Source organism: Paenibacillus sp. sgz302114 (assembly GCF_056120345.1).
Window position 1 is genome coordinate 127,223 of the sequence record NZ_JBVYOI010000004.1, and the last position, 11,725, is coordinate 138,947.

An 11,725-nucleotide genomic window follows, 5' to 3' on the forward strand; every position below is an offset into this window, starting at 1 on the left:
TAGCTGAAGACCTGAGAGAGGGAGCGAACTATGGAAAGAATGAAAGCAATCGTATTAAACGAGCCAGGAAAGCCCGAACAATTCGTACTGTCTGATCTACCTGTTCCTTCTGTGAAAGCCGGGGAAATTCGAGTGCGTGTACAAGCTGCCGGATTGAATCCGGTTGATTACAAAGTAGCGATGAACGGCCATCCGAATTGGCAGTATCCTCATGTCAGCGGTGTCGATGTTGCGGGAATCGTTGACGCCGTAGGAGAAGGCGTAACACAGTGGCAAGTAGGGGATCGTGTCGTTTACCATGGAGATTTCTCAAAGCCAGGAGGCTTCGCGGAGTACAGCACGACTATAGCGCATACAGCAGCAGCGATACCTGCCGGAGTCTCATTCGTTGATGCCGCAGCATTCCCATGCGCTGGCTTGACTGCGTATCAAATTCTCGTTCGCAAAATGCACTTGCAGAGCGGACAATCCATTCTTGTACATGCAGGAGCAGGCGGGGTAGGCGGTTATGCGATTCAATTGGCTAAGCTGCTCGGTGCTTCAACGATCATCGCGACTGCTTCACCGAACAATGCCGACTATGTGCGCAGCCTTGGCGCTGATTATGTGCTGGATTATAACCAAGAGGACGTACACGCAAGAGTGTTGGAGATTACAGCTGGCGAAGGGGTAGATCTGATCGTTAGCTCCGTTAATCGTGCCACCTCGCAGAAGGATCTGTCCACACTATCTTTCGGCGGCCAGCTCGCCTGTATCGCTGGCGCTCCTGAGACAGTTGCAGACTTCCAGCCTTCCACGAAGACATTCACGCTGCACAAGCTGATGCTAGGCGGGGCATATGGCTCTGGAAGGAAAGCCGAGGAGGAGCTTGCAGCAATGGCAGCCGAATTTCTACAATTGCTTGAGGAGAAGAAGATCGACGCGATGGTCAATAAGGTGATCACGTTAGCAGAGATCCCGCAAGGACTGCAGCTGCTGTCAGAGCGTCATGTACAGGGGAAAATGGTTGCGAAGATAGGAAGCTAAACGCCTCCTGAATAGAACGAATCTATTATACCGACGAAGACGACTATGTTATATTGGAAGAGTATGACAGTATGACAGTATGACAAAACTTGATCTTTGGAGGATGAACGTCAATGGCGAATCAATTTTCAGAGGAAAGACGTTTTCTAGAGGAGACACTGGCCGTGCATGGCGGGCAGCAGTTGGATGCTTCGACTTACGCGCGTGCAGTTCCCATTTACCAAACGACATCATATGGCTTCAGAGACACAGAGCATGCAGCTAATTTATTCGGTTTGAAAGAGTTTGGCAATATTTATACACGCATCATGAATCCGACGACCGACGTTTTCGAGCAGCGGATTACAGCGCTTGAAGGCGGAATCGGCGCGCTCGGCGTCGCGTCCGGACAAGCAGCGATTACATATTCGATCTTGAACATTGCCGAAGCAGGCGATGAGATTGTATCTGCAACAAGTCTTTACGGGGGGACTTATAATCTATTCTCTTATACGCTGAAGAAACTAGGTATTACGGTCCGCTTCGTCGATCCTAGCAACCCGGAGAATTTCCGCGCGGCGATTACGGATAAGACGAAAGCGATCTTCGCCGAGACTATCGGCAACCCGAAAGGCGATGTGCTCGATATCGCGGCGGTATCCGGAATTGCACATGAGAATGGAATTCCGCTGATCGTCGACAATACGTTCCCAAGCCCTTATTTGCTCAAACCGATTGAGCATGGCGCGGATATTGTCGTTCATTCCGCTACCAAATTTATTGGCGGACATGGCACGTCCATCGGCGGCGTCATTGTCGACAGCGGCAAGTTTGACTGGGCTGCCAGCGGCAAGTTCCCAGGTCTGACAACGCCGGACCCGAGCTACCACGGTGTCGTCTTCTCCGAAGCGGTCGGACCGATTGCTTATATTATTAAGGCGCGTGTACAGCTGTTGCGTGACATGGGCGCTGCGCTCTCCCCATTCAACTCCTTCTTGCTGCTGCAAGGCCTTGAGACGCTTCATCTTCGGATGGAACGCCATTCCTCCAATGCGCAGAAAGTAGCGGAATATCTGGAGCAGCACGAAGCTGTCGAGTGGGTTAGCTATGCCGGCCTCGAAAGCCATCCATCGTACGAGCTTGCGAAGAAGTACTTGCCCAAAGGACAAGGCGCGATTCTTACGTTCGAGATTAAAGGCGGCGTAGAGGCAGGCAAGAAGGTCATTAACTCCGTCAAGCTGTTCTCGCATCTGGCAAATGTTGGCGATTCCAAATCTCTTATTATCCATCCTGCCAGCACGACGCACCAGCAGCTCTCGCAGGAAGAGCAGCAGGCGACTGGCGTTACACCGGGTCTCATCCGGTTGTCCGTCGGTACTGAGGCGATAGATGACATCATCTATGATCTTGAACAGGCAATTCGGGCAAGCAGAGAATAAATTGACCAACAGCCTGAATATCAAATACAGCCCCGCGGTTCGCAGTCTTCTAACAGACGCGAGCCGCGGGGCTGTATCATTTTATTGCGTATCTAGCTGAGGCAGCGATAGATTATCGCCGATTCTAACAATATCGTTATCTTCCAGCTGGTTATAGCTAGCAAGTGCGTTTGCGTATTTGCTATCGCCGTAATAAAGTCTGGCAATGCTGGATAGCGTCTCGCCAGTTTTCACTTTATGCTTCGGTAAAGCAGGAATAAGGAGTGACGTTCCAGCCTTCAAGCCTGCGTTCACATCCAACTTGTTATGCTTCGCAATCATTTCCACGTAATCGTCCGAACGATAGAATTGCTTCGCAATATGGTACAGCGTATCGCCGGATTGCACGAGATAGGTTGCGGGGAGCGTAACTTTGGAGTAGTCCAAATCACGTTGCTTTCCAATCGTTGATCCAGCGGACCCAGACGGCGCTGGGATGGTAATCGTCTCGCCTTCAACCATATCATTGATAAATAAGATATGGTTCGCTTCAGCGATCCGGTTTACTTGCTGCTTGGAATGGTAGAACTTCACCGCAATCTTCGACAGCGTATCGCCCTTCTGAATCACATACTTCTTTGGATAATCGGAAGACGATGATACCGGAGCCGACGCTGAAGCTGCGCTTACGGGTCTTGCGTCTTTAAAGGTCGTCGGCTTCGATACGTAAGGGGAAGTGATAGATGTATTGGTTGCACTGGAAGTACTAGGTGTACTGAAAGCACTGGAAGTACTCGATGCGCTGGTCATGCTAGATACACTCTGACCGCCCTTCACCTGTGCCGGCTTCATCGGTTTATCCGCCTTCGTATCTATCCGGATGTCAATCGGCTTCTCGTTCTTATCGCTGTTACTTGCATCAGATTCAGCTGATGATGGACCGCTTGGATTCGAAGCCAAGGGCTTATGTCCGAAGTGAGATTGAGTTGCATAGATACTGTACAGTACAACACCCATAAGTAGCAGCCCTGTAGAGACTTGCAGGATTGAAGCAACGCGCCTTTTCCTGGCTCGCATCGCTCTAGGACCATATTTAGCGTTTGTCGAATTCGGTTTCAAAGTTGAACCTTCCTTTCATGGGCAGAATCGGTATAGACCATATTACATGAAGTTGTACGGAAGAAAAGGCAATTTGCCATAATCAGGTGATTCGCACTAGGTATAGTCGTGTTTGGAATAGACATCTCAAGGATTCTCATCCGGGTGGAGGGGCTGCGGGCATGGATAGATCCGGTAAAATGTAGCTAGTGCTGGATCAGGATTGCAGACGCATGTACTACCTAAGCAGGAGTGCAGGACTAAGGCTTTTTACGTTCATGATGCGCTCTGTGCCTGTAAATACGAAATCTTTGTTAGCCAAATTTCTCTTTATTGTTCTGTTGTTTCTTGTATGCTATTGATAAGGAAGGTTCTAGAACGGAGGTAACTGATTGAACGTGAAGTGGTCGATGGCGCCAATCATACAGCTGCTAATCTTCGGCTATCACCAGGCGATGAGCTGTATATTTCCAGTCGCGATCTTCGGTACGCTTGCAATGTCAACCGTTATCGAAGTGCCCTTCATCCACCGCTACGATGCCATTCTTCTCATTCTCATAGGCGTGCAGGCACTCATGTACTTCAGCGGGCTCGAGACACGAGACGAAATCAAAGTCATCTGCGTCTTCCATGGGATTGGCTTGCTGCTGGAGATCTACAAAGTTAGCGTCGGGTCTTGGTCCTATCCGGAGCCTGCGTTCATGAAGCTGTTCCATGTACCGTTATACAGCGGATTTATGTATGCAAGCGTGGCTAGCTTTATGTGTCAAATTTGGCGTAGACTAAGGATGGATATGACAGGTTGGCCGGGGCTGGTTCCTGCGGGACTCGTAGGCGGAAGCATCTATCTGAACTTTTTTACCAATCATTATATCGCTGACTTCCGGTGGTGGCTGACAGGGCTTGTCGTCATTGTCTTCTGGCGAACGTGGATCATTTACAGAGTGCGCTCCAAGACGTATCGGATGCCGCTCACGGCTGCTTTTTTCATCGTCGGTTTCTTTATATGGCTGGCAGAGAATATCGCAACGTTCTTAGGTGCTTGGAAATATCCGAATCAGCACCATGCGTGGCATGTGGTTCATGTAAGCAAGATCAGCTCGTGGTTTCTGCTGGTCATCATCAGTGTCATCATTGTTGCACAGCTCAAACATGTGAAAGCAGATATGAAATCTAAGTAGAGAGGACGATTGAAGCCATGCAGGCAGAGACAGTAATGCAGGAGCTTGAAGCGCTCGGCAAGGAACGATTGAAGAAAATGTATCTATCGAATGGTGCGACAGAGCCGGTGTTTGGCGTAGCGACGGGTGAGATGAAGCCGATTGCCAAGAAGATTAAGAAGGATCAGCAATTGGCTGATCAGCTGTATGACACGGGCAACTATGATGCGATGTATTTTGCGGGCGTAATTGCAGATCCGAAGGCGATGACTGCCGCGGACTTCGAACGATGGATAGCTGGAGCTTACTTCTATATGCTGTCGGATTATGTAGTGGCTGTTACCCTCGCTGAGACAGACATCGCGCAGGAAGTTGCCGATGGGTGGATTGCAAGCGGCGATGAGCTGAAAATGTCGGCAGGGTGGAGCTGTTACTGCTGGCTCCTCGGGAACCGGAAGGACAGTGAATTCGACGAAAGCAAGCTTGCCGCGATGCTGGATCAAGTCGCGCAGACGATTCATGATGCACCGGAGCGAGCAAAATATGCGATGAATTACTTTATTTACACGGTCGCCGTCTCGTATGTGCCATTGCATGAGAAAGCGGTAGCGACTGCAGCTGCGGTAGGTCCGGTCGAAGTGAACAAGGGCAAGGGACCAAGCAAGCTGATTAACGCAGGCGCGAATATTCAGAAAGAAATTGAACGAGGCAGAATCGGGTTTAAGCGTAAATATGTCAGGTGCTAAGCCATCAAAAAAGCAGCTATCGTCTTGGTACGCCAGGACGATAGCTGCTTATTATTTGTATCCCTAAAAATGCCATGGATAAATAATAGTATATAAAAAAATCCAGCATAAGTCTATTCCTTTTTTAGAATAAAATGTATGTTTATAAAGCGGCCGCAGCGTAAACAAACATCGGACTTCGAGGGGAGACAGTGTATGATTACACTCCGTAAGATCACGCTTGAGAACAGAAGAGAAATATTCAATCTGGAGGTTACAGAAGATCAGCGACGTTTCGTTGCGTCCAATCTGTCCAGCGTCGCCTCCTGTTATGTCATTGCAACAAATGGAGGACATCCGTTTCCTTTTGCAATCTATGCAGATGAGAAGCCGGTCGGCTTTGTGATGATAACGTATAAGATTACAAGCTATGAGCTCCCCTCCGTTGCAGAAGAAGGCTATTGTGTTCTGCGGCTGATGATTGATCAGCATTACCAGAAAAGGGGATACGGCAGGGAAGCGATGGAGCGCGTCATGTCCTTCATTCGCACCCTTCCGGCAGGTCCGGCAAAGTATTGCTGGATCTCCTATAAAGCAGATAATCTGCCTGCGAAGAGTCTCTACGAAAGCTTCGGCTTCCGCGACAATGGCGAAGTGATCGGGGATGAGCAGATCACCGTGTTGCAGCTCTAAACGTTGTCGTGAAACCCACCTTCGTTGAATAGAAAGAGAATGTAACGTCTAAGCGGCGTGGAGATGACGAAGCGGGAGGCAGGTCCAATGCTGGAAGCTTTCGTAGAGTTTCTGCTCGAACTGCTCGCGGAAGGAATCGTTTGGGTTCTGCTTTTCAGCTCATGGCTGTGGTTCGTTATAATGGGAATCGGCTGGCTGCTATATGCGATATTGGATTACCAGACGCTGCTGTGGATGTGCACAGGATTCTCGATTTGGTGGCTCATTACGCTCTTCGTACCGATGGAGGATCGAGATAGCACATGGTAACTTGTTAATAAATAAATGAGGGCTATCCCAATTGGTGATGAGTTCACTACCGAGACAGCACTTATCTATGATGGCAATTTTAACGCAAATAGTGGTGCGGTGGCTTAACTCTGTACCGTAATGGACCACTGTATGAGAAAATTGACGAGATTTACATGAGCAGCGCACCGTTCTTCCAATCAACTTAAGGAATAGCACTTCCGAAGCAGCCGGACCTAGCGACCGGCTGCTTTGACGTTTTCTGCAGAGACCGCCTTACGAACCTCAGACGCGCTGTTTGTCGATTTTCATAATTTCCATGCAGAATGCTCATAACTATATTGTTGTCATTCTTTACCTACGGAGGGAGGGATTGTCCTTTGCCGAAAGTGTATCAGCAACAAGCGAACGATGCGGGAAGCTGTATTCTGACAGCTGCATTGGAAGAAAACGAAGCCGTATTAAAAAACTTGTTCCAGTCTTGCTCCGACGTCGTCTTCCGTTCTTTTCAAATCAGCGGTCAGAAGGATGCCCTTCTTATTTATATTGATGGATTAATCGAAGAAAAACTATTGGATGAATCGCTGCTTAAACCGCTTATGTTAAGCCGTTCAGCCGAACCTCTAGATACGACGAATGACATTCTTACTTCCCTGCAAAATCAACTGATAACGATAAGCCAAGTGAAACGAGCTTCGGATATTTCCATTATCGTGCAAAATGTTCTGAAAGGTTATGTCGCCATTCTGATTGATGCCGAGGCCGAGGCGCTCATGCTCAGCATTCAAGGAGGGGAGAGAAGATCCGTTGAGCAAACTTCTTCCGAGACTTCAATTCGTGGTCCGCGCGATTCCTTCACCGAAAGCATTCGAACGAATACGAGTCTAATCCGAAGAAGGATACGCTCCGCCCGGCTGAAATTCGAATCGATTACCGTGGGGGAGCTTACTCAAACGGATGTGGCGATCGCTTATCTTGAAGATATCGCAAGCCCTGCTGTCATACAGGAAATCAGGTCGAGAATCGAACGCATTCAAATCGACGGTGTGCTGGAATCGGGCTATATTGAACAATTTATCGAAGAACGATCCTACTCTCCATTTCCTCAGTATCTCGTTACGGAACGGCCGGATTATATCGTCGCCGCCTTATTGGAAGGTCGAGTTGCAGTCTTCACCGACGGAACCCCATTCGTTCTGAGCGGCCCGATGTCGTTCTGGGGATTCATACAGGCAGGAGAAGATTATTACGACCGCGTTCTGTTTGCGAATTTGATCCGGGTCATTCGGCTGACGCTGATGTTTGTTGCTCTGTTCTTGCCATCCATCTATGTGGCGCTGACGACGTTTCATCAGCAAATGATTCCTACCAATTTGTTATTGAGCATATCGGCAGCCAGGGAAGGCGTGCCTTTTCCAGCAATCGTAGAGGCACTCATTATGGAAAGTACGTTCGAGGCTTTACGTGAGGCCGGCGTTCGTCTGCCTAAGCAGATAGGTCAAGCTGTCAGCATCGTAGGCGGCCTTGTCGTCGGACAAGCAGCCGTGCAAGCTGGCATCGTATCAACCCCGATGGTTATCGTGGTGTCATTAACGGGAATCGCATCGTTCGCCATCCCCCGGTACAATTTCTCGTTCGCTTTTCGAATTCTGAGGTTTCCGATGATTCTGCTTGCGGGGATGTTTGGGCTTTACGGCATTACAGTAGGGATGCTATGCATATTAATTCACCTTGCCAGCCTCAAGTCGCTTGGAGTCCCTTATTTATTCCCTATGGCTCCCGTTAGTTTTCAGGGACTTAAGGATACTTTTTTTCGAGCCCCATTATGGACGATGAATTATCGCCCTCAGCTGGAGGGGAAGAGTCAAGCCCAAACCCGTATACCGAAAGGGCAAAAACCGTAGTGTGCGGAAGGAGGAATCAGGTTGAACAATAAAGTGCGGACGCTTCTTTTGCTTATGTATATCCCGCTGTTGAGCAGTTGTTGGGACAGGGTTGAAATGAATGATGTGGCTTTCTTCATGGCATCATCGCTCGATATGACCAAAGATGGCCGTTTACTTGTTTCGATTCAGATCCCTCTCCCCGCTGCGAAAGGAACTCCATCAGGCACGCTTGGCAAAACGTTCTTCGTGCTGTCCGCCGTAGGGACCAATATTTACGATGCAGAGCGAAAGTGCCAGCAGCTGCTCTCGAGGAAATTTTTCAAAGGACATCGCAGGGTTGTCTTTATCGGAGAATCGTTTGCCCAAAAAGGGATAAAAGATATCATGGATTACTACACCAGAGATCCGGGAACTCGTCTGCGTACTTACCTCGTAGTTGCCAAAGGGAAACAGGCTATCGAATTGATCAAGATGGATCATCCTTTTGAACGCATACCGTCCGAGGAAGTTCGTGAATTGGAGTATAAACAAGTAGGTACTGCGGTTACGTTTCGCGACTTTCTGATCAATCAGGGTCGAGATGGAATTGTTCCTGTTCTAGGCGCGGTGGAAATTCAGAAGCTCCCGCAGACTAAAGAACAACAGGGAGGCGAGAAGCCCAAGCAAACCGTATTTCATCTATCGTCGACTGCCGTAATGAAAGATTACAAGTTGGTTGGCTACCTGGATGACATTGAAACGAGAAGCCTCAGGTGGGTCAAAGGTGATTTGAAGCATGAATATCTGGCCGAGGAAATTCCGACGACTGGAGGGAGTGTCGGCGTTATTATGACCAAAGCGAGAAAGAAAGTGAAAGTGAGTATCAAGGATGGCAAAGCAACGATTCATGTTGAGCTAAGCGGCGAAGGATTGCTTCAAGAATCGACGGTCAAGCTAGATATCGCTCGAGCAGAAAGCGTAATCAAGATTGAACAAGGACTTAATAAACGCATTGAAGAGCAGACCCTTCGCACCATAAAGAAAGCACAGACACAATGGAAATCCGATATTTTCGGATTCGGCTTGTTGGTGCATCAATATCACTATGGGACGTGGAAAAAGGTGAGGCAGGATTGGGATACGATATTTTCTAAAGCTGATATTACCGTAGATACTGACATCCACTTGCGGAGAGCCGGTATGATTGGTTCCTCAGTAAATACCGAATGATGAATATAGTGATGTACTCGTTGTTTGTTGCCATTCTCTGCTGGGTTCAGCTTAAGCTGATGAAAAAGATGGCGCAACCAGTGGATTATGTTGTGGTGGGGCTTATTTTAACACTTTCGACTATTGTCGGTTTATGTTTGGCATTGGGGATTCAACTCACGAGCCCTACTATGATATTACAGAAATGGCTCTTGTCTGTAGTGAAATGATAGAGATAAGAAAGGGAATCACAGATGAAAAGTTATGGAAGCAACAACCTGATCTCAAATACAGAGCTATGGGCTCTCATGTTCGTATTTATGGTCGCAAGCTCCATGTCATTGCCCATCGGTTACACTTCCGAACATGATTCATGGATTTCCGCCATCATTGGCAGCCTTGCTGGACTATTCATAGCCTGGATATATGTGACGCTGTGCGGAAAATTTCCGCAAAAGTCCGTCATTCATATCGCCCAAACTCTGTTTGGGACCTGGATTGGGACAGCGATCGGGATTTTGTATACCGGATACGGCTTTCAGCTTGGAGCTTACGTTTTGCGAAACTTTGAGGATCTTACCGTAACCGTGTTACTGCCTCGAACCCCAAGCGTTGTCATCGGTTTGATTATGATCACCATTTCGGCATGGGCTGCTTATCAAGGGATCGAAGTGATTTGCAGATGCGCGCTAATATTAATGCTCATTGCCGTTCTGCAAATTGTTTCATTCACCATGTTATTAATACCGGAGATGAATCCAATCTTATTATTGCCTGTATTTGAAACCGATTGGGAATCCGTGCTCGACGGAGCCACGCAAATCACAACCTCTCCGCTGGGAGAGACCGTGCTATTTATCATGTTCATCCCATTTATTAACCGCCCTGAGAAAGTAAAAAAGACGGTCCTCTCCGTTGTAGGAATATCCGGTATTATTTTGATCTCCACTCATTTCATTAATGCAATGGTAATGGGGGAGCTTTCCAGCACACAAGTGTTCCCCGCGTATACGACCGTGATGTACATCTCTGTGGGGGACTTCTTCGAACGAATCGAGCCGCTTGTGTATATCGTTTGGGTGTTTGGTGAATTTACGATGCTAAGCGTTTGCCTCTATGCTGCCGCTTTAGCTTTAGCGCAGACGGTAGGGAGCCGAAATTATCGGATATTCATTGTGCCTCTCGGGTTAGCGCTGTTAGAACTAACTCTGTTTCTTCATCCGAATCAACTTGACGTAATCGAGTTTCAGAAGCATTTTTGGCCGTGGATCTCCTTGCCTTTCCAGATTGTCATTCCTCTGGCCTTGCTGCTATTCTCTCTATTCAAACGGAAGGACAAAACAGACGCCTTGGCATGAGTACAAGCAGGTTCGTTCAGTTCTCGGCTCTAGGCTTGGTTGGATCGCAATCCGGGCGGGCTAGACCATTCGAAGCTTGAGACAGCTTCGTTAAGTAGTAGCATTCCTCCCGGTACATATGGTCTGTAAGCAGAATCGTCATCGTGCCCAGCAGCTCTTTGTTCGCCGTGAACTCCTGAACTTCGGTCAGAAACTTCATGAATAGGCGCATCTCACCATAGGCGTCTTGATTAAACCTGCGCAGAGCAGGGAAGTCTGCAAGTCCAGTTCGCATATACCCCGCAAGCTCAATCGCTTTGAGATACAACGCTTGAAAACAATGATCGAATTCCGCGCTTCTATTAATCCAACCTTTCTCCACGAGATCAAATTCTTTCGCTAAGCTGCTGGAATGTCCAATCACATCTTGAAGCCATACGAGATGCTGATGAACAACGGGCCCCGGCGGAGGCAATTGTCCGTTTGTCAACGATCCAAATACACGCATTCCTTCTTCAAGCTCATTGACGTTATGATTCAGAAAAGTCTCGGACAAATGGATGACGATATTCCCTGTGAGAGATCGCTGCAGCAAATGCAGTTTGAAGGTGCGCAGCTCATTGGTTAACGGTATGACTACTTGCAGCAAGACAGCAATAGCCTCCGTGGACAAGTTCATTCGCGCTTGTGCCAACAGCTGGTCGAAGGCTTGAATGAAATGCTGAGCTCGAGCGATCTCCACCGTCTCTCCCGGAGCAAGACTATCATGGATAAACCTGGAATGATCCCCGAAGATTTGCAGCCAGAACCGGAGCTCGAATCTTGCGCCTTCCTCAAAGGTATTTTCCGCCGCCATGCCACAAAACCCCCCGTCCGAATTGCACACCTTCCATGTATTAGACTATGTGGCTGTTGTCTTGTCAGATT

The 11,725-nt window shown here is 48.3% G+C and carries 11 protein-coding genes; 9 read left to right on the forward strand and 2 right to left on the reverse strand.

Going from position 1 to position 11,725, the window contains the following annotated elements:
• Positions 1–30 precede the first annotated feature (30 nt).
• Both AC0LWF_RS12615 and AC0LWF_RS12620 read left to right on the forward strand, forming a co-directional pair.
• Positions 31–1,026: a zinc-binding dehydrogenase gene (locus AC0LWF_RS12615; RefSeq protein WP_474651884.1), complete on the forward strand. Its 996-nt coding sequence runs from the start codon at positions 31–33 to the stop codon at positions 1,024–1,026.
• 113 nt (positions 1,027–1,139) lie between these two features.
• Positions 1,140–2,444 carry a homocysteine synthase gene (locus tag AC0LWF_RS12620; RefSeq protein ID WP_474651885.1) on the forward strand — a complete coding sequence of 435 codons (1,305 nt, stop codon included), beginning with the start codon at positions 1,140–1,142 and terminating at the stop codon, positions 2,442–2,444.
• An 81-nt stretch (positions 2,445–2,525) separates the two neighbouring features.
• Here AC0LWF_RS12620 and AC0LWF_RS12625 read toward each other — a convergent pair whose 3' ends face one another.
• Positions 2,526–3,440 carry a LysM peptidoglycan-binding domain-containing protein gene (locus AC0LWF_RS12625; protein WP_474651886.1) on the reverse strand — a complete coding sequence of 305 codons (915 nt, stop codon included), beginning with the start codon at positions 3,438–3,440 and terminating at the stop codon, positions 2,526–2,528.
• A 491-nt stretch (positions 3,441–3,931) separates the two neighbouring features.
• On the opposite strand from AC0LWF_RS12625, the gene AC0LWF_RS12630 reads away from it, so the two are divergent.
• The 7 genes from AC0LWF_RS12630 to AC0LWF_RS12660 all read left to right on the forward strand — a co-directional run bounded on the left by AC0LWF_RS12630 (position 3,932) and on the right by AC0LWF_RS12660 (position 10,819).
• On the forward strand, positions 3,932–4,702 hold the full coding sequence (locus AC0LWF_RS12630) for a DUF817 domain-containing protein (protein ID WP_474652239.1): 771 nt from the start codon (positions 3,932–3,934) through the stop codon (positions 4,700–4,702).
• 17 nt (positions 4,703–4,719) lie between these two features.
• Positions 4,720–5,427: a DNA alkylation repair protein gene (locus AC0LWF_RS12635; protein ID WP_474651887.1), complete on the forward strand. Its 708-nt coding sequence runs from the start codon at positions 4,720–4,722 to the stop codon at positions 5,425–5,427.
• A gap of 195 nt (positions 5,428–5,622) precedes the next feature.
• Positions 5,623–6,099 (forward strand): GNAT family N-acetyltransferase, encoded by a 477-nt coding sequence (locus AC0LWF_RS12640; RefSeq protein WP_474651888.1) that lies wholly within the window; start codon positions 5,623–5,625, stop codon positions 6,097–6,099.
• Between the two features lie 87 nt (positions 6,100–6,186).
• Positions 6,187–6,408, forward strand: coding sequence for a hypothetical protein (locus AC0LWF_RS12645; RefSeq protein ID WP_474651889.1), 222 nt, complete (start codon positions 6,187–6,189; stop codon positions 6,406–6,408).
• Positions 6,409–6,776: 368 nt separating this feature from the next.
• A complete protein-coding gene (locus AC0LWF_RS12650) occupies positions 6,777–8,291 on the forward strand; it encodes a spore germination protein (RefSeq protein WP_474652240.1) in 1,515 nt (504 codons plus the stop codon).
• Between the two features lie 21 nt (positions 8,292–8,312).
• Complete coding sequence (locus AC0LWF_RS12655; protein WP_474651890.1) at positions 8,313–9,482, forward strand: Ger(x)C family spore germination protein; 1,170 nt, start codon at positions 8,313–8,315, stop codon at positions 9,480–9,482.
• A 233-nt stretch (positions 9,483–9,715) separates the two neighbouring features.
• Positions 9,716–10,819 carry a GerAB/ArcD/ProY family transporter gene (locus tag AC0LWF_RS12660; protein ID WP_474651891.1) on the forward strand — a complete coding sequence of 368 codons (1,104 nt, stop codon included), beginning with the start codon at positions 9,716–9,718 and terminating at the stop codon, positions 10,817–10,819.
• A gap of 16 nt (positions 10,820–10,835) precedes the next feature.
• On the opposite strand, the gene AC0LWF_RS12665 is transcribed toward AC0LWF_RS12660, so the two are convergent.
• A complete protein-coding gene (locus tag AC0LWF_RS12665; protein WP_474651892.1) occupies positions 10,836–11,654 on the reverse strand; it encodes a DUF2935 domain-containing protein in 819 nt (272 codons plus the stop codon).
• Positions 11,655–11,725 lie beyond the last annotated feature (71 nt).

Excerpts from the sequence above, each read along its gene's own strand:
- AC0LWF_RS12615 (WP_474651884.1), top strand. The coding sequence starts at position 31 with ATGGAAAGAATGAAAGCAATCGTATTAAACGAGCCAGGAAAGCCCGAA.
- AC0LWF_RS12620 (WP_474651885.1), top strand. The coding sequence starts at position 1,140 with ATGGCGAATCAATTTTCAGAGGAAAGACGTTTTCTAGAGGAGACACTG.
- AC0LWF_RS12625 (WP_474651886.1), bottom strand. The coding sequence starts at position 3,440 with ATGGGTGTTGTACTGTACAGTATCTATGCAACTCAATCTCACTTCGGA.
- AC0LWF_RS12630 (WP_474652239.1), top strand. The coding sequence starts at position 3,932 with ATGGCGCCAATCATACAGCTGCTAATCTTCGGCTATCACCAGGCGATG.
- AC0LWF_RS12635 (WP_474651887.1), top strand. The coding sequence starts at position 4,720 with ATGCAGGCAGAGACAGTAATGCAGGAGCTTGAAGCGCTCGGCAAGGAA.
- AC0LWF_RS12640 (WP_474651888.1), top strand. The coding sequence starts at position 5,623 with ATGATTACACTCCGTAAGATCACGCTTGAGAACAGAAGAGAAATATTC.
- AC0LWF_RS12645 (WP_474651889.1), top strand. The coding sequence starts at position 6,187 with ATGCTGGAAGCTTTCGTAGAGTTTCTGCTCGAACTGCTCGCGGAAGGA.
- AC0LWF_RS12660 (WP_474651891.1), top strand. The coding sequence starts at position 9,716 with ATGAAAAGTTATGGAAGCAACAACCTGATCTCAAATACAGAGCTATGG.
- AC0LWF_RS12665 (WP_474651892.1), bottom strand. The coding sequence starts at position 11,654 with ATGGCGGCGGAAAATACCTTTGAGGAAGGCGCAAGATTCGAGCTCCGG.